Below are 24,316 nucleotides of genomic sequence, written 5' to 3' on the forward strand. Positions count from 1 at the left end.
ATTTGGACGTCCCTTTTTTGTTTCCCCCCCTGCCGGGCCGATGGTACTGTCCGCCGCGGCGGATGGGAGAGTAGGTCGGTGCCTAATTTTACACGAAAGCCCCTTACAGGAAACTGAAAGGGGCTTTTTTGTTTGTTACCGTATATTAATATCATCATCCCTGCTACTTACCTACCTAAAAAAGACAGACCTATAGGTCTGCCGATACTGGAATACACGTATTGTCTCAATACGAAATACTTTGTACTCAATACTAAACTAATCGTTATTACTCTTAAAGTATGTTGGAATATTAAGATTGTGTGCAATCGATCTTGGTAGACTCTTAGAAAACAGTTCTCTGAAGAAACTTTTTCTGTTATAGGAGACAAGTAATAAATCTACATCAAGCTTGTCTATCATCCAATTTATGCAGTTAGGGATAGGCATATGATAATCTAAACGATGCACTGCTTCTTTTTCTATGTACTCAATGTCCTTGATGGCAACTGATTGATATATTTGGTCTTTCCAGAATGCAATTTGCTGATTTTCTACCGGTCTATCTCTTTCGGTAACATGTAAGAGAGAAATTTCAAAAGGACGCTCTATGCGGTCCATGAAGGATTGTAAAAGGCTTATTTCACTTTTTTTGAAATTCGTGAGTAGACCAAGCTTATTTAATTTAAAAGCGTTGTACCCTTGGGGAACCGCTAAGACACCAATCGGACTACTTTTTATGATATCATAGGTATTGCTTCCTATTGTTCTGCTTTTTGCCCACCCGCTTCCTTTTGTTCCCATGATGACAAGGCGATAATCCTGATCCTGTAATAAGTCTAAAATGATTTTACTTAAATCGCCAAACATACAAGATGTACGTGCTTTTAGGGAGGGGAATACATTTTCTAGTCGAGTGCTGAGTTCTTTCATTTTTAAATCCAGATTCTCTTTCTCTTTGAGACCCTCCATTTCTAAAAAAGTCTCCTTTATACTGCTAAAATTTAGGTTATTATAGGTATGTAAAATATGTAGCTCCCAATGATATTCCTTGGCTAGTGTAGAGGCATAATAGAGTGCTGTCCAAGCATTTTCTGAAAAGTCTGTAGGTACAAGAATGGTATGTTTTTTCATATTAAGGAATTTAGAGGCGCTTAATAAGTTTGTATTTAACCAAATATATTAAAAATATAAGAGAAAGGTGAACAATTAGAAAAGGCTTTTCCCTATAGATGACAAAGTTCCGTTAGCTCTTTTGTACTTTTGTATTTTAAATGGTAATTTTATCGAAATGGGCTTTCAAGAAGTTATTACATATATTTTTAGTGTGCTTATATTGGCAGTGCCTTTGTTCGCCATTTATAAATGTCTTTTAAACAGAGAGTTTTCTGTCAAGCAGAAAGCGTTGTGGGTAATATTGAGTTTGATTATCCCTTTATTTGGAGGGTTAACCTATCTTATCCTCTTCTATAAGAAATAGTTTCGTTAGACATGATAAAAAAAGAGACCATAGAGAAAGTATTGGATACTGTGCGGATCGAGGAGGTCGTAGGTGATTTCGTGGATTTGAAAAAGCGAGGCACTTCTCTCATTGGGAACTGCCCTTTTCATAACGAGAAAACACCATCTTTTCATGTCTCTGTTTCCAAAGGAATCTATAAGTGTTTCGGTTGTGGTGTAGGTGGGGATTCGCTGAAGTTCGTCATGGAACTGGAAAAATACTCCTATCCTGAGGCGATTCGTTATCTGGCGGATAAATATAGCATACCGGTCGAAGAGGTGGAACGTAGCCCAGCGCAAATGGCTGCGCAAGATAAGCGTGAAAGTCTGTATGTATTAAGCAACTGGGCAGGTAAATATTTCAAAGAACAGTTGTGGGAGACGGAAGCAGGGAAATCTATCGGATTATCTTATTTTAAAGAACGCGGTTATCGGGAAGATATCATCCAGAAATTTGATTTGGGTTATTCGCCGGATCAGTGGGAAGCTCTGTCTTCAGCTGCATTGAAAGCGGGATTTCAAAAGGAGTATCTAAAAGAGATAGGACTTTGTATTGAGCGAGAAGACGGAAATATTTACGATCGTTTTCGGGGGCGGGTCATCTTTCCCATACATAATCTTACCGGTCGAATTATTGGGTTTGGTGGCCGTACGCTGAAAACAGAAAAGTCTGTTCCTAAATATGTCAATTCTCCTGAAAGTGATATTTACCATAAATCGGATGTACTCTATGGGCTGAATTTTGCCAAGAAATCCATTATGGATAACGACACTTGCTATCTGGTGGAAGGCTATGCGGATGTACTGTCAATGCATCAAGCAGGAATAGAAAATGTTGTTTCTTCTTCCGGAACTTCATTGACGACAGGGCAGATTAAGTTGATTTCCCGCTTTACTAAGAACGTAGTAATCTTGTATGATGGAGATGCTGCGGGAATAAAGGCTTCGTTGCGTGGTACGGATATGCTCTTAGAGGAAGGCTTGAATGTTAAAGTGTTGCTTTTTCCAGATGGTGACGACCCGGATTCTTATGTGCAGAAGGTTGGCTCAACGGCTTTTAGGGAATATTTAGATGCACATCAGGAAGACTTTATATTTTATAAAACAAATATCCTTTTAAAAGATGCTGGACATGATCCTATTAAACGAGCGGAGGTAATCCGTGATGTTGTGCAAAGTATAGCTCTGATACCAGATGAAATTAAGATATCCGTATTCATTAAGCAATGTTCTACATTGTTAGATATTGAAGAAAGGGTTTTGCTGACCGAGCTCAACAAAATGAAATTGGATAAGGCGAAAGCTGAAAGTAAAAAGGAGAATCAAGTCCGTAAATCCACTTTTGCTCCGCCGCAAATGGATGAGCCTCCGGCAGATTTCTTCCTTACGGATGCAGAACGTGAAGAGCTGGGGATTGCCCCGCCCCAGGAGAGCGTCACTATCACTCCGGAGATTCTACAAGAGCGTGAAATTGTTCGCATACTGATTAATTATGGTGCGGAGTTGGCTACTTGGGAAGGTGAAGGTGATATTCCGGTTGCGCCATATTTGCTTAGTGCCATAGAGGACGTCGATTTTGTGGATAAAGCCTGCGCTTATATTATTGGGGTCTTCAAGAAAAAAATGGAGGAGTATGAACTTCCTGAGCCTAAGTTTTTTTATTCACATGAAGATAAAGATGTGCAGGAATTGGCTATTTCCTGTGTTGCCTCGCCTTATGAACTGAGTCCAAATTGGAATGATGATAAGCGTAAAATCTATGTGAGTCAAGAGCGAGAACATCTTAAACCATTGATTGAACAAGCTATTTACCGGATTAAAAAACGAAAGGTAGAGCGTGATATGTTGAAGATAAGGGAAGAATTAAAACAAAATTTGAGTGATGCAGAGGTCGAGGGATTAATGGCTAAATATGCGAAGCTTAAAGAGGTAGAGCAGCTGTTAGGATCTTATTTAGGAAATACAATTGTAAAATAAGCTTACAGCAATAGGCTGTAGTCAATAAGCTTTAAATAGGCTATATAGATGCTTAAGGTTTATAGGTTAAAGCCAGAACTTTAAAATAGAATGGTAAAAAATATGAAATTAGTACATATAATAAGTTTTGTCGCGATTGGGGTAGCCTCGGTAATAGGCTGTAAGTCGCAAAAAGAGAAATTTGAATTTCTTACACCTAAATCGGGAGATAAACTGACTTTGGGGCAACAGGTGGCTGTTCGTATGCAATTTCCTGATACCACAATCGACTCTATTATTTATTCTGTAGATGGAGAAATCGTTGGGAAGAAACAAGATACTTCCGCATGGGTTCTAGACACAGAGCGTATTGGATTAGGTGCACGGAATTTAACGGCTAAAGTCTATCAGGCAGGTAAGGAAGTCATAGCATACAGTAATGTGACGGTTTTGCCAGAAGAGCCTAAACAATATGGTTTTGAAGTGGTTAATGAATATTCACATGACACAACTGCTTTTACTCAAGGGTTGGAGTTTGAAAATGGTTATTTGTATGAATCTACGGGTTCAGGAAATAATCTAATTACTTCGTTGCGTAAAGTGGATCTGACTACCGGTAAGGTCATACAAAAGAAAGAGATTACAGGGAGTGATGCTGCTGGTCAACCCTATTTTGGGGAAGGGATGACGATTGTAGGCGATAAAATAATTATGCTTACTTGGTTGAACAATCTGGGGTATGTATTTAATAAGGGTAGTTTTGAGCAAATTTCTACGTTCAATTATCAACAAAGTAAACAGGGGTGGGGTCTTTGCTACGATCCGGACGGAAAAAGATTGATGAAAACGGACAGCTCCAACAAAATCTATTTTCTTGACCCCACAACATACCAGGAAACGGGTTCTATTGCTGTTTACGATAGCAATGGACCAGTAGATGCTATTAATGAGTTGGAGTATATAGATGGACGGGTATATGCTAATGTGTACGGAAAAGATATTATCGTAATCATTAATCCCCAGACTGGAGCTGTTGAAGGGCAAATCAATTTTGTGGGGTTATATAAGAATCCCAAGCGTGCACCTGTGGATGAAGAGATGAACGGGATCGCTTATGATAAAGTCGGAAAACGCCTATTCGTAACAGGTAAACAGTGGAATAGGCTTTATGAGGTTAAAATTTTAGAGCGTTAGTTAACGTAACAAAAAAGGCGGATACTTAGTATCCGCCTTTTTTGTTACGGAAGTATCGTTCCTTTCTCAATAGAAAACTCTATTTTTTCAGCCAAAGGCACAATGTCCTTGCTTTGCTGTTCTTCCAAACGGTCAGGATAAAGTATTGCATAAAGATGGTCTACTTCATGTTGGAAGATAACAGCGGTGAATCCTTCTATCAGTTCATCAACCGTTTTGCCTTTCTTGGATGTGTATTGCAATTTGATACTATAATTGCGGATAACGTCTTCTCTGCGGTCAGGTATAGATAGACAGCCTTCAGCGCCTTTCCGTAAGAGTTTGGATCGCCATACAATTTTGGGGTTAATGTAGAATTCAAATGGGCTTCCTTCTTTATCAAAGCGTTGTACCCAGATAGCATTTTTATTGACGCCTACCTGAGGAGCAGCAATACCTACACCGGCTTGCTCTGGGTTTTGTACTGTTGCTAACATGCGGCTTGCCAATACAGGTAAAAGCGGATCGTCGAATTTGATGTCATCTGATAAAGTGCGCAGAATAATAGAATCTTTTTCTACTGTTGTTTGGAGAACGTACATTTTGTCGTTTTCTCCCCCAGAAAGGATGAGTTCTTTCTCTCCATCGTTGAAATTTTTTGCCATGCTGTTGTCTTGTTCTCGTTGATGTTTTGGTCCAGTATATTTCTTCTCACCCGCTTCGATGGCGACATCGAGGAAGTTTTCCAATGGGGGTTGAGGACAGCGGTAGCCACTGCTGTAAGCGCAATAAGGATTGTACGCCTTATTGAAGTCAAGGATGAGCTTATCGGCCTGTATATCGCTTATTTTTACATCCAGATAACGTCCGCTTTCGTATGTGGTCTCACCGGTCGTCAGATCCAGAAAAGGAAGAAATAGATATGGTGACACCTGTGTTGACAATATTCCTACACTTTGGTAAGCCGTTAATGTCAAGGACTTGCCCTGTAAGCTAAAGTGCAATAATGCAAACCTTTTGAAGGTCTTACTTGTACCGTCCAAGGTTGGCATGCGGAAGGTTGGTTCGTTATAGAGATACTCAACATTGGCCTCTGCTCGAAAAACTTCTTGCGGGACAAAATGTTGAATGTAAACCAGGTTCTGTTCAGCGACAGGACCTTTTGACTTTTGGTTTAAGTGGAGCAGTTGTTCTTGTCGATATTGCTCAATCTGTTGCACATAATTTTGTGCTGAAAGAAAAAAAGGCAGTAACACTGCCATAAGGCTTATTAAACGTCTCATGTTCTGAATTAATCTACCAAAGATATAGATTTTATTCTCAGCTAAGAATCGTATTTTTGCAAAAAAGACAGATATGCGCATCATGGCATTTGATTACGGGACGAAGCGAATAGGCATAGCAGTGACAGATCCCTTGCAACTTATTGCTACATCTTTAACAACGGTTCATCCAGAGAAGATTTGGGAATTTTTGACTGACTATCTTCAAAAGGAAGAAGTGGAGACGTTTGTTGTGGGAAAACCATTGCAGATGGACGGAACAGCTTCGGAATCAGCTTCACATATTTTGGGCTTTGTGCGCAAGCTTCAAAAAACATACCCTGCCATCTCCGTTGTGGAGGTAGATGAACGTTTTACTTCAAAGATGGCTTCAGCGGTCATTGCCCAAAGTGGGAAAAAGAAGAGCAAGCGCCAAGAGAAGGGACTTGTTGATACGGTATCAGCAACCATTATTCTACAAACCTATATGGATTCAAAAACATTTTAAGATATGGCATTAAGAGATATTTCATTTTTTACAGAAGAGGTTGATTATAAGCTTAAAAACAAGCAAAAATTAAGAGAATGGATTGCTGCTACAATCAAGGCCGAAGGGTTTAAACGTATTGGTGAACTGAATTTTATTTTATGTTCGGATGCTTATCTTTTAGAAATCAATAAAGAATACCTTAACCACGATACCTATACAGATATTGTGACCTTTGATTCTTCGGAAGAAGAGGATACCATTGCAGGCGATATTTTTATATCCGTAGAACGTACAGCAGAGAATGCGGTTAAATTTGGTGAGTCCGAGGCCGATGAGTTGCACCGTGTCATTATTCATGGCGTATTGCATCTTTGTGGTTATTTGGACAAGAAAAAGGAAGCAAAAGAGCTGATGACCGCTAAGGAAAACGAGTATTTGGGAAAACGGGAATTTTAAAAATAGAATAGGTGTCACCAGATTGCTTCGTATCTCGCAATGACGGTGACACCTTTGTTTTGACTGATTAAAACCGCTCGAATTGTGAGAAGAAGAAATTACCTTCAATTTCGGCATTTTCATCTGAGTCTGAGCCATGGATAGCATTTGCATCAATGGATTTCGCATATTTGTTGCGGATAGTACCTTCAGCAGCTTCGGCAGGGTTGGTTGCGCCAATCAGCGTGCGGAAATCTTCTACCGCATTGTCTTTCTCTAAAATAGCAGCGACAATAGGACCAGAAGTCATGAAAGCTACCAACTCACCATAAAAAGGTCTCTCTTTGTGTACTGCGTAAAAGTTTCCAGCTGTATCTGTAGATAGTTGGATATATTTCATCGCTACGATTTTGAAGCCGCCTGCGATAATATCATTTAAAATTGCTCCGATATGACCATTTGCAACTGCATCTGGTTTAATCATGGTAAAAGTTCTGTTTGTTGCCATTTTATACTATATTTTTTGCAAAGATAGGAGATAAAAGAAGAAAGAGGAAAAGAATAGAGAATAAAGAGAAAAGAAGAAAGATAGCGGGCGTGGGGAGAGCGACTTTTGACTTTTTAACAGAGCTTTAGCAGGTTCATCGAAGATAATTTTTACTTTTGTATATGTCAAAAAATCTGCAAGTAACGATCGATAAAGATTCCGGGTTTTGTTTCGGCGTGGTCTATGCTATTGATATGGCAGAAGAGATTCTGGAAGAAGACGGTTATCTATATTGCTTGGGAGATATTGTCCATAATGATGAAGAGGTTGCGCGTTTAAAGGCGAGAGGGCTACGCATTATTGGGCATCAGGATTTGGTAAGTTTGAAAAACGAAAAAGTGTTGATTCGGGCGCACGGAGAAGCGCCGGAAACGTATCGCATAGCTTTGGAAAACAACATTACCCTAATTGATGCTTCTTGTCCAGTTGTTTTGAAACTGCAGAACCGTATTAAAACTTCTTATGATGGGCAAGAGAAAATCTTAATTTTCGGGAAGCATGGTCATGCAGAAGTGATTGGTCTACAGGGACAAACGAATAATGAAGCTATTGTTTTTCAGGATATGGAAGAACTTGATGCTGTAGAGCTACCTCCATCCTTTACTTTGTACAGTCAGACAACAAAAAGTGTAGACAAGTTCTATGCTATAAAAGAAGAGTTGATTAAACGAGGTTATGAAGTCAAGGCGAATGACACTATCTGTCGGCAGGTTTCCAATCGGTATGAGGATTTAGGTGATTTTGCTCGACAATATGATAAGATTGTCTTTGTTTCCGGAAAGAAATCGTCGAATGGTAAGGTGCTTTACGAGGTCTGTAAAGGAGCTAATCCAAACAGCTATTTTATCTCTGATCCAGCAGAGTTAAATCCTGAAATTTTTGGAGAAAATGAAACCGTAGGTATCTGCGGAGCTACTTCGACTCCGATGTGGTTGATGAAAGACGTGAAGCAGGCTCTAGAATTGCTGTAGCCAACGTCATGATATCTTCATTTTCCGCATAAGGTTCCGCCATCCTCTAGATTTTAGCGTATTTTTGTCTTACAATGAGTAAGAGCGCAAAAAAAGGAATCCTTTTAATCCAATTGGGGACTCCCGACACACCAACAACAGACGATGTTCGTAAATATTTAACGGAATTTTTAATGGACTCCCGTGTCATGGATATTCCCTATTTCAGCCGTTCGCTGTTGGTAAAGGGCGTTATCGTTCCCAAAAGAGCACCGCGCTCGGCAGCAACTTATTCTACTATTTGGAGTGAAGAGACAGGATCCCCGTTAATGCATTATAGTGAATTGCAGCGTGATATGCTTCAGCTTGAGCTGGGCGATGAATACCATGTGGAATTGGCGATGCGCTATCAAAACCCGTCGATAGAATCTGCATTGAAAAAACTGGAAGTAATGAAGCTGGAGTCCCTGCGTGTAATTCCACTCTTCCCACAATATGCTTCCGCAACGACTGGTTCTGTTATCGACAAGGTGATGGAAATTATTCGTTGTTGGCAATACTTTCCTGCATTAAGTTTCGTTAGTAGTTATTGCGATGATGAGGAAATGATCGAAACATTTGCTGAAAACGGTAGAAAGCATGACATAGATGCGTATGACCATGTTTTGTTTAGTTATCATGGCTTGCCTGTTCGGCAATTGGGCAAAGTGGATTGTACAGGAGTTCTTAAATGCCCTGACTTTGGATGCGAGGAATGTAAGGTGGAGAAGAAACCTTATTGCTACCTGTCGCAATGTTATGCAACGACAAGGGCACTTGTTGCTAAGTTGGGATTGAACGAAGATCAATATACGCTGTGTTTCCAATCTCGATTGGGGAAAACACCATGGATTCAACCTTACACTTCCGATACCTTACATCAATTGGCAGAAAGGGGAGTGAAAAAACTGTTGGTATTTAGTCCCGCATTTGTGGCGGACTGTATCGAGACGCTGGATGAAATACAGGTGGAATATGCCAATGAGTTCAAAAGTTTGGGAGGAGAAGAGGTGGCTATGGTAGAGAGCTTGAACAGTCATCCTAAATGGATACAAGTCTTAAAGCGCTTGGCTTTAAATAATTAAGAGATTATGTTGATTTTTAATGCAATATTACTTTTCTTGTTTGATTTTTACATTTTCTTTGCTCTTCGGGCAACGAAAATCAAATTTGTGAAAAGTAAATTGTTTAGTTTTATATGGTGGGGCTACTCTATCGGTTTATTGGTTGGCTTATATATTTCCGCAAAATACAATATTCCTTTGGCTTATCGTTCCATCATTTTGGTGGCTTTCTTTATGACAGCGGTCAGCAAATTTATTTTTATCATCATCCTGTTGGTGGATGATATTCGTCGAGGAGGTATATGGATTGCACGGCTATTTTCTCCACAGAAAAGTGAGAGTCTTCCGGATCGTATGGAAGACTTATCCGAACCATTGCCGGAAGTGCCTAAAAATGGTATTACCCGCTCAGAATTTCTTACTAAATCCGGGATATTGGTAGCTTCTTTACCTATTTTTCCTTTGTCCTGGGGCATGATTGCGGGTGGATATGATTATACAATCAGAAGGCAGAAGTTGTACTTGCCTAATCTGCCAGCTTCTTTCCATGGTATGCGTATCGCACAGATATCTGATGTGCATTCCGGTTCATTCTACAATAAGAAGGCGGTAACAGGCGGGATTGAGATGATTCTGGGGGAAAAACCGGATATGGTCTTTTTTACCGGCGATTTAGTCAATAATCTGGCTTCTGAGATGCGTGACTATCAGGATATCTTCGCGAAGCTAAAAGCAGATCTGGGCGTATACTCTGTGCTGGGTAATCATGATTATGGGGATTATTATTTCGGAGGTGAGGATTCTGCGGCAAAACGCAAGAACCTTGCAGATTTAAAAGGTACTCACAAAGTAATGGGCTGGGATTTGCTTTTGGATGAGAATCGCCCTATCACTGTCAATAATGAATCTATTTCTGTCCTCGGCGTGGAAAACTGGGGAACGGGACGTTTTCCGAAAAAGGGCGATTTGCAAAAAGCCTTGCAAGGTACGGAAGAAGCTCCTGTCAAATTGTTGCTTTCCCACGACCCATCGCATTGGCGGGCACAAGTGTTGGAGACTGATGTTGATGTGATGTTTGCTGGGCATACTCACGGGATGCAATTTGGTGTTCGTGGCGAACATTTCCAATGGAGCCCAGCTAAGTATATTTATAAAGAATGGGCTGGTTTATATGAAGAACAAGATCAGAAGCTTTATGTCAACGTAGGTTTTGGATTTTTGGGATATCCTGGACGTGTTGGCATATTGCCTGAGATTACCATATTTGAGTTGATTAAAGGCGAAAAGCCTCTGGTATAAAAAAGAAGGGCGGCCATTTTAATGGCCGCCCTTCTTTTTTATTGAATCTTTGCGAAAGCCTGTTCAAAGTCTGCGATCAAATCGTCTATATGTTCAATACCAATCGAAAGACGCAATAAGCCATTGGTGATACCTGATTTTTTTCGTTGTTCTTCGGACTGACTGGCGCCCCACATACTCGCAGGGTGGGCGATCAATGATTCTACGCCTCCAAGGCTCACGGCATTAGCAAATAAATCAAGATGTTTTAATAAGCCTTGTGCACGCTGAAACTCTTCCGTATCATCTTGCCCTTTAACTTCGATACAAAGCATACCTGTAAAGCCCTTCATCTGGGATTTAGCCAAGTCGTGTTGTGGATGCGAAGGCAAACCAACATAGTTCGTTTTCTTTACTAAGGGGTGTTTTTCCAACCATTGTGCAAGTGCTAAAGCATTTTCATTAATTTGCCGAACACGGAGCGCCAGGGTTTTCAATCCTCTTAAAAGTAACCAAGAATCGAAAGGGCTTAAGGATGCACCTAAAAGCAATGACCTGCGCCATACTTTTTCGATAAACTCCTTTGTGCCGCATACTGCACCAGCCGTCAAATCACTGTGGCCACCTAAATATTTTGTGGCACTATGTACGACAACGTCAATCCCAAATGAAGCTGGGACTTGATTAATAGGAGAAGCAAAAGTGTTGTCAACCATCGTAATGATATCATGGTCTTTCCCCAGCTGTCCTATAAAAGCTAAATCTGTGATGTCTAGGTTAGGATTAGAAGGGGTTTCGATATAGATAAGTTTGGTATTTGGCTGTATGGCATTTTTGAATGCTTCATTATCGGTTTGATTTACATGCGTTATTTCCACACCGTATTGTTGCAGAAAATCGCGCATAAAAACCAAAGAAGCGGAATAATGTGCGTATTGCGCAATGACATGGTCTCCCGATTGAACCACAGCCAGTATAGCGGAGCTTATAGCAGCCATTCCTGTGGCTAATACCAGTGCGTCTTCGGTTTGTTCCAGTTTCGCGATAACGGCCGCGACCTGACTATTGGTCGGATTGCCATGACGATGGTAAAATTCCGGATATTTAGGGGCTGAAGCTGCATGGGCAAATTCCTCAATATTTTCAGCTGCAAAATAAGTGGAGGTTTGATATATAGGGCTCACGACCGAGTTTGTGGTGTTGAAATGCTCACCTTCATGAACCAAAGAGGTTTCTAACTTTGACATTTTTAAAGATTTTATTATCAAAGCTAAAAAATAATCTACTTTTTTGATAGTGTTTTGCGGAAAAGTGTTTTGTAAAGTAGTTTAAGTCGTGCCAATCTGGGGTTGGGATTTATGAAACCTTAAGCTCGAGAGATGAGTACTGCAGTTATTATAACAACAAGTGTCATTATAGTTACATAATAATTGTAAATAAATAAGCCACAGAGTAAAAGGACATTATTATCAGTTGTAGCCTCAATTTCACCTTTGTTGCTCGAACTTTTATAGGATATAAGTTTTTGTTGTGGCTCTGAAATGCTCCATTTTGTACCCCAGAAATTATCATTTTTCCATGAGTATTCCTTTTGAGTAAAAGTTATTATTATTTTGGTTCCCCAAGAGTTGGATTTGATAGTTCCAATCAGCTCATTTGAGTTTAAATCTGTAATTTCTGTTTTATAACTGAATCCTCCTTTATTCTTGAATTTAAGTTTCGTGTCGCGTAAACTTGCTTCGGATAAATTGCTGAATGCTGATTGACGGAGTCGTCCAATCTCTTCATTATGATTAAATAGTTTGTATGTCGAGGAAAAGAATCCCTTTTTCCAGTGAATGTTGGTTATTTTTTTGTTTGAATTTTATGCAAGAACCTATTTATACCATCTCCTTTAACAAGTGCAGCGCATAAGCAATGCTGTTTACATTACTCAGTGCTAAGCGTAATTGTCCCTTTACTTCCTTGAGGTTGGATATGGCGGCATGTCCCTGAACAAACGCCAGTACTTTGCCAAATTGCTCTGACTCGAAGTAACTTGATTTTGGGTTATTCACAAAATACCCTTTCAGCGTGTTCTTTTTGAAAGCAATTTTTTCAAAACCTATCTGCTTGCCCAACCATTGTAGGCGTAATGTGTTGAACAGCTCATAAACGGGTGGAGGAATAGGACCGAAACGGTCTTCCAATTCTTTTTCAAAAGTAGCCAGTTGCTGCTCATTCTCCAATTTCGCAATTTCGTTGTAAAGGTTGTAACGTTCGCCGATATTGGTCACGTATTCATCGGGAATCATGACTTCCAGATCGGTGTCTATTTGTGTGAAGTTAACATATTTACGGCTCTTGTCATCTGCGAATAGCTCGCCGAACTCATCCTCTTTCAGCTCTTGTACAGCTTCATCCAAAATTTTGTTGTACATCTCAAAACCAATCTCCGCGATAAAGCCAGATTGTTCGGCTCCAAGAAGATTTCCTGAACCACGGATGTCCAAATCGCGCATAGCGACATTGAATCCCGATCCCAGTTCGGAGAACTCTTCCAATGCGGATAGGCGCTTGTAAGCCTCGTTGGTCAATGTAGATAAGGGAGGACTTAGCAAATAACAAAATGCCTTTTTATTGGAACGCCCTACGCGCCCCCGCATCTGGTGAAGATCGCTAAGACCAAACATGTGTGCGTGGTTGATGATAATGGTATTCGCATTCGGAATATCCAATCCGGCTTCGATAATAGTGGTGGCAACAAGTACATCAAATTCGTGGTTGATGAATTTCAACATCACGTCTTCGAGATCATCGCCTTCCAATTGTCCGTGGGCAATACCAACCCGGGCTCCCGGAACCAATTTCTGTATCATCAGTCCGAGCTGTTTTAAGTCTGCTACACGGTTGTGGATGAAGAATACCTGTCCACTTCGGTCTAATTCAAAAGACACGGCTTCCTGAATAAGTGTTTCATTGAAGACGTGAAGTTCTGTTTGTACAGGCTGTCTATTTGGTGGTGGCGTGGAAATGATACTCAAATCACGCGCTCCCATGAGGGAGAAGTGCAATGTCCGTGGAATGGGGGTTGCCGTAAGTGTTAAAGAGTCTACATTAGCACGCATCACTTTCAGCTTTTCTTTCACCGAGACCCCAAATTTTTGCTCTTCGTCGATAATCATTAAGCCTAAGTCTTTGAATTTTACATCTTTGCTCACCAAGCGATGTGTGCCGATGATAATATCAACTTTGCCTTCTGCCAATCGTGCTAAGGTATCTTTTATCTGTTTGGTGCTCTTGAAGCGGTTGATATAATCTATGTTTGCAGGCAATCCCTTTAATCGTTCACTAAAGGTGCGATAATGTTGTAATGCTAGGATGGTTGTTGGTACCAATACGGCAACTTGTTTGCTGTCTGCTACTGCTTTAAATGCCGCACGAATGGCGACCTCTGTCTTACCGAAGCCTACGTCGCCACAAACCAGACGGTCCATTGGGTGTGGCGATTCCATATCCCGTTTTACATCATTTGTAGCTTTCTCCTGATCGGGTGTGTCCTCATATAAAAAGGAAGCTTCCAGCTCGTTTTGGAGATAGGTATCAGGGCTGAACGCGTTACCTGTCTGGGCTTTTCTTTTGGCGTACAGCTTGATAAGGTCGCGGGCAATATCTTTAACTTTCTTTTTGGTCGTCTTTTTTAATTTCTCCCAAGCATCTGTGCCCAGTTTGTTCATTTTTGGTACAGTACCTTCTTTTCCGGAATATTTCGAAATACGGTTCAGAGAGTTGATATTCACATAGAGCAGGTCGTTGTCTGCATAGACGAGTCGGATCATTTCCTGCGTCTTCCCGTTGACTTCTACTTTCTCCAAACCAGCATATTTACCCACGCCATGGTCAATATGCGTAATATAGTCACCGGGTTTTAAGTCCCGCAGTTCCTTCAAGGTAATAGCTTGCGAGCGTTCGTATGCTTTTTTTCGTTTGTATTTGTAGTAACGGTCAAAAATCTGGTGGTCTGTATAGCAGGCCAATTTAACCGAGTCATCCCGAAACCCCTCGCGTAAAGCCCTATGTATAGGAATAAAAGTTGCGCTTTTGTCGATATCCTCCAGAATGCTGAAAATGCGTTCAATTTGCTTGGTGGAATCCGAAAAAATTAGATTTTGTATACGGTCTTTCTCGTTTTGTTGAAAGTTATGGATTAACAGGTTGAAGTCTTTATTGAAAGAGGGCTGCGGATGTATATCGAAGCGCAGTGTTTCGTCCGCCTTGTAATAGAATTGCTTTCCAAATTCTACAACAGGAAAATCGAACAACATTTCGCTGAATGTACGATCTGTAGTAAAAGTAACCCTTGGATCAACCCAGTCGATATTGGCCTTGATGTCTTTTTCAGGCAGTGCTTTCCAGAATTCAGAAGCTTTTTTGTAACCATCCTTCATGACGTCCAAGGTAAATTGCACATCTTTTAACCAGATTACACTATCGCGGTCGATATATTCTAACAGTGAAATATGGTTGTTGCTAAGGAACTTGGCTTGTACGTTGGGGACAATCGTTACGGTGTGTATCTTGCTGACCGAAAGTTGCGTGTCGATGTCGAATGTGCGGATGCTTTCGATTTCATCGCCAAAAAACTCGATGCGGTAAGGCAAGTCGTTGGAGAAGGAAAAAATATCTACAATCCCTCCACGGATAGCGAACTGCCCTGGTTCGTATACAAAATCAACCCGTTCAAAATCATACTCATAGAGAAATTCATTGATGAAATCAATACTAAGCTTCGTGTTTTGGGTGATAGCTAAGGTATTTTTCTCCAAATCTTCACGGTTGATAACTTTCTCAGCGATTGCTTCAGGATAAGTCACGACCATTTTAGGAAGTTCAGAGCTGTGATTGAGAGCACTTAATGTTTCTGCTCGTTGCAGGACATGGGCAGCATCCGTTTGGGTAAATTCAAATGCTTTGCGAAAGGACGCCGGGAAAAAAAGTATTTGTTTGTCCAGGATACTTTCCAAATCACTTAGGAAGTACGCGGCATCTTCATGTGTGGGAAGAACAAAGATAAACGGCCTTTCTTGCAAGACGTATGTTGCTGCTGCAAGCATCGCATCGGATGAACCGATTAATCCCTTTAATTGTATTTTCGGATTTTTACCGTGTAAGGATTTGGAAAGGTTTTTTGCCTGTTCGCTTTGTGTATATTTTTCTAAAACTTCTTGAATGCCCACGTATTTACTAATCTTTTTGCGAATTTAAGAAAATTATTAGAAACCTCTTTTGTAAGGTTATATGAGGCCGTGTTCCTGCGCAAAATCCAATACTTGTTGCATAGACTCCTGTAGGTCGAATTGTAAATCTTCGTGCAGTTTATCAAATTTGTTGGTGGTTATACGCAGTCGAGCTTTGACATATTCCGCGAGTTTTAATCCGGGATGGATAGCGGTAGGCTCAAAGAGCCGAGGGAAGCGTTGAAAGGCCTCCTTTAGGATATAGATTCGGCATTCAACCTCGCTAAATTTGTCTTTCGTTATTTTTTCATGCTCATTGATAATGCCGCTGGCTTGCCGTAACAACATTTGCAAACCTTTATAGTGGCTGTACATCGGGAGATTTTTGATACTATGCCGTCCTTCAGCAAAAAGATCCTGCAATCTTTCTTTTAATTTTTCAATGCGGTCTTCAAGGTCGATTTGATCTTCAAGCAGTTGAAAGTGTAATTGCTTCATCAGCATTTTGTCCTTTCCGACTAAGCGGACGAGTAGCTTATCCTTTTCCTTTTGGGAAAGGTTTAAAACAGCTTCTTTTAAATCAGGTTGTTTGTGTAAAGACATATTGTAAATTTAAGTAAAAAAATGGAAGTGAGAATTGATGAGTTATCAGTGTAAAAGGGTGCGGTTGCAGTAGTATAAGTAAAAAATACCATTAAATGATGGATTTGTACCACTGCTTGTGGAAGTATCGCTGTATATTTGCGGTATGGCAAAAGTTCCTGTGTTAAAGCAATGTACGGTTTCTGACGTTCTTCAGAGCGATACGACTGTGGAACGACTGTCAACATATTTAGAACGTAACCGAAACCTGGTCTTTCCACATCGCCATAATTTCTATCATTTCGTACTATTCACAGCAGGAGGTGGTCAGCATAGTATTGATTTTGATACATTTGATGTGGTCCCTTGGCAGATATATTTTATGTCACCCGGGCAGATTCACACTTGGGACTTTAAGGGCGAAATGGAAGGTTATGTTGTTAACTTTGAAGCGGATATCTTTAACGCAATCTTACAACGGTCGGACTATCTAAGTCACTATTCTTTCTTGTCGGGTTTGGTTCAGAATGATGTGTTTGAAGTGCGCGAAGACGACCGCGATCATATTATCCATATTCTTGAGCGTTTGAGGAGCCAGAAGCAGGATAAAGATTTTGTTTGTATATCTTTGTTGTATCTCTTTCATATTTTTGAGCAGCAGAGGAAGGGAGTGGCTAGCGAGCGTATGCCGGCTTATAATCACACGTTATTGCGCAATTTCTTGAATCTTGTAGAAGAGCATTATAAAACGCTCCGACTGCCAAAAGAATATGCCGATATGCTTTATATAACACCTAATCACCTTAATGCGTTATGTAAAGAGAAGTTAGGGTTTTCGGCAGGTGAAATTATCCGTAATAGAGTTATCTTAGAAGCTAAACGTTTGTTGGTTATTGAGGATTATTCCGTATCTGAAATTGCTTACGATTTGAATTTCAAGGATAATTCCTATTTCACAAAGTTTTTTAAGAAAAAAGAAGGGATGACACCCGAAGAATTTAGAAAAATACAACGGTAATAAATGGAAAATACAGATAAAATGACAAGTACGAATGTTGTGCCCGGAGAGTTTAAAAGTGCTGTAGAAGGCAAATGCCCGAGATGTAGAACGGGCAATATGTTTGCGGCTCCACTTTTTAGCTTTAAGTCTAAAAAGATGTACCATAATTGTCCTCATTGTGGTCTTAAATTTGAAAAAGAACCAGGCTACTTTTATGTAGCAATGTATGTGAGCTATGTATTCGTGGTGGCAGAGTTGGTTGCTTCGTGCGTTGGAACGTATATTATCACAGGTAATCTGGAATCACCATGGTTGTATCTTATTGTTTCAATTGCAGTAGCAGTGCTGTTGGCGCCGTTTAATTATCGATATTCACGTGTCGTACTCATGTACTGGATGACACCTCAGTTTAAATTTCGTCCCGATTTATACGTGGCAGATAAAAAATAATCCAAAGAGGGGGCTAAAAAGTGACTTTTTCTTTCATCTCGATAGGAGTGTGATTCATCAACAATACAATTTCGTATGACAAGCAGATTCATCCAATCCTCAAGAAGGCAGAATAAGCATTAGTATTTACTTTTTAGCCCCATTTGTATTACCCAATAGGGTTCTCTTTTAAGTACTTTTCCCAAGCCCATGCCGAGGCCATCATCTCGTCGATACCTAATTCGGCTTTCCAGCCGAGTTGGTTTGCGGATTTGGTTACATCGCCCCACACTTTGATAATATCACCTTCGCGGCGAGGGCCCACCACATAGTTCAATTTTTGTCCGGAAGATTTCTCGAAAGCCGCTATCGCTTCCAAAACCGAATAACCATTTCCTGTTCCTACGTTGAAAATATCGTAATTTCCGTTTGGATTGCCTTTCTCCAACAACTTAATGGCAGCTACGTGCGCTTTTGCTAAATCGACAACGTGGATGAAATCACGCACGCAGGAACCGTCCGGCGTATCATAGTCATTGCCAAATACCGTCAGTTTCTCGCGCTTTCCAATAGCCGTTTGCGTAATGAATGGTAATAAATTTTGTGGGACACCGATAGGCAATTCGCCGATGCATGCTGATGCATGCGCTCCTACTGGATTGAAATAACGCAGGGCGATGATGTTGTAGTTGTCGTATGCGTTGGCCGTTTCTTCCAAAATCTCTTCCGCAATTTGTTTGGTATTGCCATAAGGAGAAGTAGCTTTCTTTACCGGAGCGGATTCGGTCACAGGTAAAGTATCAGGCTCACCATATACCGTACAGCTGGATGAAAACACAAAATTGATCTTTTTACCTTGGTATGCATTTAGCAGGTTGATAAGCGAAAAGAAATTGTTGTGGTAGTATTTTAAAGGTTTCTCAACAGACTCACCAACAGCTTTGGAGGCTGCAAAGTGTATAATACCTGTAATATCTGGATTTTTTTGTACGAAATCGATGACTTTTGATTCATCACAGAGGTCAAACTCATGAAACTCAGGTTTTATACCGATTATTTTTTCTATTTGGTTTAAAATCTGGATGTTGGAGTTGGACAGGTTGTCGATAATGACAGGCGTGTAGCCTGCATTATAAAGCTCTACAACGGTATGTGAACCAATGTAACCTGTTCCGCCGGTAACTAGTATTTTGCGCATAGCTATTTGGTATTATAATATGTATAATCTTGTTGTCTTAACTTTTCGTTGGGTAAACTTTTATAATAGGCAAGCGTTTTCATCAACCCTTCTTGTCGGGAAACTTGTGGTTGCCATTCAATAACCTGTTTGGCTTTGCTGATATCCGGACGTCGTTGTTTCGGGTCATCAACAGGTAGCTCTCGGTATATGATTTTTGACCGATTTCCCGTCAAAGCGATGATCTCCTGTGCCATGTCGTTGATGGTCATTTCGTCGGGATTGCCGATATTCATGGGTTGGCTATAACCCGAAAGTAATAAACGAAAAATACCTTCTACCTGATCGGATACATAGCAGAAGGAACGTGTCTGTTGTCCATCTCCGAATACGGTGAGGTCCTCTCCACGAAGTGCTTGGGCTATAAAAGTTGGCAAAGCACGACCATCATTCAAGCGCATACGCGGGCCATAGGTGTTGAAAATCCGGACAATGCGAGTGTCCAGTCCGTGGAAATTATGATAAGCCATAGTCATGGCTTCCTGGAAGCGCTTAGCTTCATCGTAAACGCCCCGAGGCCCAACCGGATTGACATTGCCCCAATATTCTTCGGTTTGCGGTGATACCAAGGGATCCCCATATACCTCGGAAGTAGAAGCGACCAGAATACGTGCAGATTTGCTTTTGGCCAAACCTAATAGATTGTGGGTGCCCAAAGAACCTACTTTCAACGTTTGAATAGGTATACGCAGGTAATCAATAGGGCTGGCAGGCGAAGCAAAATGAAGGATATAGTCTAGCTTTTCAGGCACATGGACAAATTTTGAAACATCGTGGTGGTAAAATTCGAAATTTGGAAGGCTGAACAAATGTTCGATATTTTGCAGATCGCCCGTAATCAGGTTGTCCATGCCAATTACATGGTAACCTTCGGCAATAAAGCGGTCACAGAGGTGCGATCCTAAAAAACCTGCTGCACCTGTTATCAGTATCCGTTTTTTGCTTTGATAGTTCACGAACCGTTGGAATGAATAAAAGTTTAATATCTTTGACGAATATAAGCATATTTTTATCAACATGCGTTTTCTCTACGACTTAGGAATAGGCCTTTATACCCTGTTATTGCGCTTGATTTCACCTTTTCACCCCAAAGCAAAGTTGTGGGTGCAAGGGCGAAAAGGCTTGTTTGCGCGCATGGAACAAACGATTGAAAAAGGTTGCAGACCCATTTGGTTTCATTTTGCTTCGCTTGGTGAATTTGAGCAAGGACGGTCGGTCATGGAGACGGTCAAAAAAAAATATCCACAACAAAAAATTTTAATTACTTTTTTCTCTCCATCTGGTTATGAGATTCGGAAAAATACCCCATTAGCAGATTATGTGTTTTACTTGCCAAGTGATACCGCAAAGCATGCAAGGCGATTTCTGGATATTGTACAACCGAAGTTTGTCGTGTTTACCAAATATGAGTACTGGTATCATTATTTTAAGGAGCTTAAGCATCGGGATATTCCTCTTTTCTTAATATCGGCTATTTTTCGTGAAAACCAAGTTTTTTTTAAATGGTATGGAGGTTTCTTCCGGGAAATATTGAAAAATGTGACCTTCTTTTTTGCGCAGAATATGGATTCTGTCCTTTGGTTGAAAGCTATCCATATCAAGCAGGCCGGTTTAGCTGGCGATACCCGATTTGACAGGGTCGTGGAATTGCCACAGCAGCGGCGGTCAATTTCGGAAGTTGAGCAGTTTATCGGGGCAAGCAAAAACGTATTGGTAGCAGGGAGTACCTGGGCACCCGATGAACGATTGTTGTCTGCATGGTTAACTGTTCAGAAGCGATGGAAAGTTGTATTAGCGCCCCATGAAGTCCATGCAAGCCATCTGCAGGAGTTGGAGGAAACATTCCCCACAGCATTATTTTTCTCTCGGTTTTCGGGGTATAAACTTCCAGAAATTGAGGAGGCATCGGTTTTGATTATTGATAATATAGGCATGCTATCTTCTCTTTATGGTTATGGGCAGTTGGCTTATATAGGTGGTGGGTTTGGTGTGGGGATCCACAACACTTTAGAAGCGGCTACGTATGGTATGCCCGTTATCTTTGGGCCTAATTATACCAAGTTTCAGGAAGCTGTTGAGCTTATTGAGGAAGGAGCTGGTTTCAGCGTAGCGACAACAGAAGAATTTATGCAGCTTGTACAGACCCTCTCTGATACTGATAAAAGAACCTCTGCTGCTGAAACCGCTGCAAACTATGTTCGTAAGAAAGCTGGTGCTACACAGATTATCATGAAATATCTGGAAAGTGAAGGGTTGTTGTAAGCAGAAATGAATGAGGCTTTTGTTACGCTGAAACTCCGATCAGTAGTATGACAAAAGCCTCATTTTATACAACTTAATAATACGTATACCTTCTTACACCAGCGATGTGACGCGCAAGACGCATAACCTGATGTGTATATCCATATTCGTTATCATACCAAACGTATAACACCACATTTTTGCCGTCGTCCGATACAATGGTCGCCGGAGCATCGAAGACTGATGCAGTGGTCGTACCGATTATATCGGATGATACTAATTCGTCATTATTAGAAAATTTGATCTGTTCTACCAATGGTCCATCCAAGGCAGATTCTTTGATGCTTAAATTGAGTGTATCAACGGATGTGCTTTTTTCCAATTGTAGTTTCAATATGGCGAGGGAGCCGTTAGGGACCGGGACCCGGATGGCGTTTGACGTCAGTTTGCCCACGAGTTTTGGAAGAACTTTTGCTACCGCACTTCCAGCTCCAGTTTCTGTAATAACCATATTCAAGGCTGCTGCCCTCCCTCTTCTTGATTTTTTATGCATATTATCAACGAGGTTCTGGTCATTTGTATAAGAATGTATGGTTTCGATATGTCCATGCACAATACCCCATTTCTGTTGTATAACCTCTAAGATGGGAGATATCGCATTTGTTGTGCAGGAGGCCGCGGAAAATACATTGTCCTTTTTGGTATTAATCATGTCATTGTTAACGCCATATACGATATTTGGGATTCCCTTACCGGGCGCAGTCAATAATACTTGTTTTGCCCCTTTGGAAGAGAGGTGTCGGGATAATTCTTTATCATCTCGGAACGCTCCCGTATTATCGATGATTAATGCGTCCTTGATCCCATATTTTGTATAATCAATTTCTTCTGGGCTTTTAGCAGAGATAAAACGAACGGTAGTGCCATTGATAATTAATGATTCCTTTGTAATATCAACTTCCACAATGCCGTCAAACTCTCCATGTATGGAATCGCTCTGTAGCAAGTTTGCTCTTTTTCTTAATGTTTTTTCATCGATGTTATCACGAGTGACAATAGCACGGAGCCGTAGCTGATGTCCTGATGCAACTTTACTGATTAATTCTCGAGCCAATAAGCGGCCAATTCGACCGAATCCATACAATACAACATCTTTAGGCTCGAAAGATCGGTGTTCTTGCGCGGGTAACAACTCTTTTTTGATAAAATAAAGAGTGTCTTCTTCCTCAATGTTGTCCATTCTCATCTTTAGTGCAAGCTTTCCAATGTCAATACGGGAAGGAGCGAGATTGAGATGCTGCATGGCTTCCGCCAATTGTAAAGTCTCAAAAATACTGATAGGCCTATCTGCTAACTCTTTAGAAGCTTGATGCAGATTCAGAATATGACTTACACGGCGATCTACAATCTGATTGCGGAAAAAGATCAGTTCAACTGAACGGTTGAACCATAGGTTGCTGATGATCTCAATAAGCTTAACAGTAGCGTTTTGTCTGCTCTTATAGCTTTTGATTTCTTGCTCAAAAGCATGTTCTTGTACCATAATTTTATTTATATAGGATTATGGCACAAACTTATCAATTTAGGCGATATGAATCATGTGTTTTTGAAAAATTGGTAAAAAAGTGGCTAATTAATGTTTTATTATTTTATTAATGAGGTTAAATTGGGTTTAAAATTATGAAAATAATATTTTATTATCCTCTTATCACCTCCTTCACTTTACAATCATTCTGAAGCTATCAGAAAGAGTTCGGAAGCAATATAATCAGCCAGCAATTTTCCTTTTGTTGTTAGCTTCAGGTAGCGCTTCTCAGTTATTTCTGCTTCTTGCCGATCGATAAAAATAGCCGCTTGCTGTCTTATATGCTGTAAGCTGTCGTATCCGAAATTTTGCTCTATGTGTTGTAGGTCTATTCCCCACATAGTGCGCAAAGCCGTCATGATATACTCATTAATGCAGTCTTCGAATGATAGTAGTTCAGTCTCGTAACTGGGTTCGTTATTGTTTATCCGTTGGATATAGCGCGCATTGTTAGCGATGTTCCAGCTTCGGGATTTTCCGTCAAAAGAATGGGCAGAAGGTCCAATACCCAAATAGTGTTTGCCTCGCCAGTAGTTGGTATTGTGTTGGGCATAGTGACTGGGCTTGGCAAAGTTTGAAATTTCATAATGTTGGTATCCCTGATCGGCAAGGGATTGCATAAGTATTTCAAACTGTGCTGCGCTTTGCTCTTCATCCATGGGTGGGGTTTTGCCTTTGCTGATCATGTGGTCCAAGGCCGTACGCTTTTCTACCGTCATGGCGTAGGAAGAAATATGTGGGATCTGGTTTGATGTGAGCTGATTAATATTGGATTTCCATTTCTCGTCCGTGAGGAGTGGAAATCCATAGATAAGGTCACAGGTGATATTCTCAAACCCCGCATCTTGCACCCGTTTGATAGAAGCCTCAGCCTCGCTCGCATTATGCGCACGGTTCATCCAGCGGAGATCTTCTTCGTAGAAGGATTGTATGCCAATGCTGAAACGATTGATAGGGGTGTGGCGTAAAGTTTCTACCTTCACTTTGTCCAAATCGTCAGGATTGGCCTCCAAAGTGATTTCTGCATCGTTGGCTATCTCGAAATGTGTAGCAACTTTATCGATAAGATGCTGTATTTCTTCTGCGGTTAAGAGAGATGGTGTACCTCCGCCAAAGTAAATGGAATGTATTTTTTTGTCTTCCAGATAACTTGCCCGTGCGGCAATCTCCTTTTGCAAAGCAGCAAGCAGCTCGTCTTTATACTTTAATGACGTGCTAAAGTGAAAGTCACAATAATGGCAGGCCTGTTTGCAAAAGGGGATATGGAAGTATATCATCGCTTATAAAGATTTTCGCCAAAGACAGCCATCTGGATCAGCGCCTTTGAAGGCCTTTGCCTGATCGCCAAAGGCT

Annotated in this window: 21 protein-coding genes; 11 read left to right on the forward strand and 10 right to left on the reverse strand. The window is 40.8% G+C overall.

Translation table 11 applies throughout. From position 1 onward, the window contains the following. Positions 1–258 precede the first annotated feature (258 nt). Positions 259–1,113 carry a universal stress protein gene (locus tag BM375_RS11290; protein WP_093366153.1) on the reverse strand — a complete coding sequence of 285 codons (855 nt, stop codon included), beginning with the start codon at positions 1,111–1,113 and terminating at the stop codon, positions 259–261. A gap of 157 nt (positions 1,114–1,270) precedes the next feature. Here BM375_RS11290 and BM375_RS17655 point away from each other — a divergent pair, with 157 nt between their 5' ends. The 3 genes from BM375_RS17655 to BM375_RS11305 all read left to right on the forward strand — a co-directional run bounded on the left by BM375_RS17655 (position 1,271) and on the right by BM375_RS11305 (position 4,629). Next, a complete protein-coding gene (locus BM375_RS17655; protein WP_093366155.1) occupies positions 1,271–1,459 on the forward strand; it encodes a PLDc N-terminal domain-containing protein in 189 nt (62 codons plus the stop codon). Between the two features lie 11 nt (positions 1,460–1,470). Then, positions 1,471–3,456, forward strand: coding sequence for a DNA primase (gene dnaG / locus BM375_RS11300; RefSeq protein ID WP_093366157.1), 1,986 nt, complete (start codon positions 1,471–1,473; stop codon positions 3,454–3,456). 102 nt (positions 3,457–3,558) lie between these two features. Then, positions 3,559–4,629 (forward strand): glutaminyl-peptide cyclotransferase, encoded by a 1,071-nt coding sequence (locus tag BM375_RS11305; protein ID WP_093366397.1) that lies wholly within the window; start codon positions 3,559–3,561, stop codon positions 4,627–4,629. Between the two features lie 44 nt (positions 4,630–4,673). Here the strand turns inward: BM375_RS11305 and def are convergent, their stop codons facing one another. Next, entirely contained in the window at positions 4,674–5,891 is a 1,218-nt protein-coding gene (gene def, locus BM375_RS11310) for a peptide deformylase (protein WP_170852645.1), read from the reverse strand. Between the two features lie 73 nt (positions 5,892–5,964). Here def and ruvX point away from each other — a divergent pair, with 73 nt between their 5' ends. Both ruvX and ybeY read left to right on the forward strand, forming a co-directional pair. After that, a complete protein-coding gene (gene ruvX / locus BM375_RS11315; RefSeq protein WP_093366161.1) occupies positions 5,965–6,378 on the forward strand; it encodes a Holliday junction resolvase RuvX in 414 nt (137 codons plus the stop codon). A gap of 3 nt (positions 6,379–6,381) precedes the next feature. Then, complete coding sequence (gene ybeY / locus BM375_RS11320) at positions 6,382–6,816, forward strand: rRNA maturation RNase YbeY (protein ID WP_093366163.1); 435 nt, start codon at positions 6,382–6,384, stop codon at positions 6,814–6,816. A 67-nt stretch (positions 6,817–6,883) separates the two neighbouring features. On the opposite strand, the gene BM375_RS11325 is transcribed toward ybeY, so the two are convergent. Then, entirely contained in the window at positions 6,884–7,303 is a 420-nt protein-coding gene (locus BM375_RS11325) for a nucleoside-diphosphate kinase (RefSeq protein ID WP_093366165.1), read from the reverse strand. Between the two features lie 161 nt (positions 7,304–7,464). Between BM375_RS11325 and BM375_RS11330 the strand changes: the two genes are divergently transcribed. The 3 genes from BM375_RS11330 to BM375_RS11340 all read left to right on the forward strand — a co-directional run bounded on the left by BM375_RS11330 (position 7,465) and on the right by BM375_RS11340 (position 10,694). Next, positions 7,465–8,313 carry a 4-hydroxy-3-methylbut-2-enyl diphosphate reductase gene (locus tag BM375_RS11330; RefSeq protein WP_093366167.1) on the forward strand — a complete coding sequence of 283 codons (849 nt, stop codon included), beginning with the start codon at positions 7,465–7,467 and terminating at the stop codon, positions 8,311–8,313. Between the two features lie 74 nt (positions 8,314–8,387). Further along, entirely contained in the window at positions 8,388–9,416 is a 1,029-nt protein-coding gene (gene hemH / locus BM375_RS11335) for a ferrochelatase (protein ID WP_093366168.1), read from the forward strand. Between the two features lie 6 nt (positions 9,417–9,422). Further along, positions 9,423–10,694, forward strand: a complete 1,272-nt coding sequence (locus tag BM375_RS11340) for a metallophosphoesterase (protein ID WP_093366169.1) — start codon at positions 9,423–9,425, stop codon at positions 10,692–10,694. Between the two features lie 38 nt (positions 10,695–10,732). Here BM375_RS11340 and BM375_RS11345 read toward each other — a convergent pair whose 3' ends face one another. The 3 genes from BM375_RS11345 to BM375_RS11355 all read right to left on the reverse strand — a co-directional run bounded on the left by BM375_RS11345 (position 10,733) and on the right by BM375_RS11355 (position 16,492). Beyond that, complete coding sequence (locus BM375_RS11345; RefSeq protein ID WP_093366170.1) at positions 10,733–11,920, reverse strand: trans-sulfuration enzyme family protein; 1,188 nt, start codon at positions 11,918–11,920, stop codon at positions 10,733–10,735. 633 nt (positions 11,921–12,553) lie between these two features. Beyond that, positions 12,554–15,889: a transcription-repair coupling factor gene (gene mfd, locus BM375_RS11350; protein ID WP_093366171.1), complete on the reverse strand. Its 3,336-nt coding sequence runs from the start codon at positions 15,887–15,889 to the stop codon at positions 12,554–12,556. A gap of 57 nt (positions 15,890–15,946) precedes the next feature. Next, a complete protein-coding gene (locus BM375_RS11355; RefSeq protein ID WP_093366172.1) occupies positions 15,947–16,492 on the reverse strand; it encodes a hypothetical protein in 546 nt (181 codons plus the stop codon). A 145-nt stretch (positions 16,493–16,637) separates the two neighbouring features. Here BM375_RS11355 and BM375_RS11360 point away from each other — a divergent pair, with 145 nt between their 5' ends. Beyond that, complete coding sequence (locus tag BM375_RS11360; protein WP_093366174.1) at positions 16,638–17,489, forward strand: helix-turn-helix domain-containing protein; 852 nt, start codon at positions 16,638–16,640, stop codon at positions 17,487–17,489. A gap of 3 nt (positions 17,490–17,492) precedes the next feature. Beyond that, complete coding sequence (locus tag BM375_RS11365) at positions 17,493–17,921, forward strand: DUF983 domain-containing protein (RefSeq protein ID WP_093366176.1); 429 nt, start codon at positions 17,493–17,495, stop codon at positions 17,919–17,921. Positions 17,922–18,069: 148 nt separating this feature from the next. Here BM375_RS11365 and galE read toward each other — a convergent pair whose 3' ends face one another. Further along, positions 18,070–19,098 carry a UDP-glucose 4-epimerase GalE gene (galE, locus tag BM375_RS11370; RefSeq protein WP_093366178.1) on the reverse strand — a complete coding sequence of 343 codons (1,029 nt, stop codon included), beginning with the start codon at positions 19,096–19,098 and terminating at the stop codon, positions 18,070–18,072. A gap of 2 nt (positions 19,099–19,100) precedes the next feature. Then, positions 19,101–20,093, reverse strand: a complete 993-nt coding sequence (locus BM375_RS11375) for a UDP-glucuronic acid decarboxylase family protein (protein WP_244525886.1) — start codon at positions 20,091–20,093, stop codon at positions 19,101–19,103. A 61-nt stretch (positions 20,094–20,154) separates the two neighbouring features. Here BM375_RS11375 and BM375_RS11380 point away from each other — a divergent pair, with 61 nt between their 5' ends. After that, positions 20,155–21,399 (forward strand): 3-deoxy-D-manno-octulosonic acid transferase, encoded by a 1,245-nt coding sequence (locus BM375_RS11380; RefSeq protein WP_093366182.1) that lies wholly within the window; start codon positions 20,155–20,157, stop codon positions 21,397–21,399. Positions 21,400–21,472: 73 nt separating this feature from the next. On the opposite strand, the gene BM375_RS11385 is transcribed toward BM375_RS11380, so the two are convergent. After that, the gene (locus tag BM375_RS11385; protein ID WP_093366184.1) at positions 21,473–22,921 is read right to left on the reverse strand and encodes a glyceraldehyde-3-phosphate dehydrogenase; all 1,449 of its coding nucleotides are present in this window, start codon (positions 22,919–22,921) and stop codon (positions 21,473–21,475) included. Positions 22,922–23,106: 185 nt separating this feature from the next. Next, on the reverse strand, positions 23,107–24,240 hold the full coding sequence (gene hemW / locus BM375_RS11390) for a radical SAM family heme chaperone HemW (protein ID WP_093366186.1): 1,134 nt from the start codon (positions 24,238–24,240) through the stop codon (positions 23,107–23,109). Positions 24,241–24,316: the final 76 nt, after the last annotated feature.

Source organism: Sphingobacterium wenxiniae (assembly GCF_900116225.1).
Lineage (GTDB): Bacteria > Bacteroidota > Bacteroidia > Sphingobacteriales > Sphingobacteriaceae > Sphingobacterium > Sphingobacterium wenxiniae.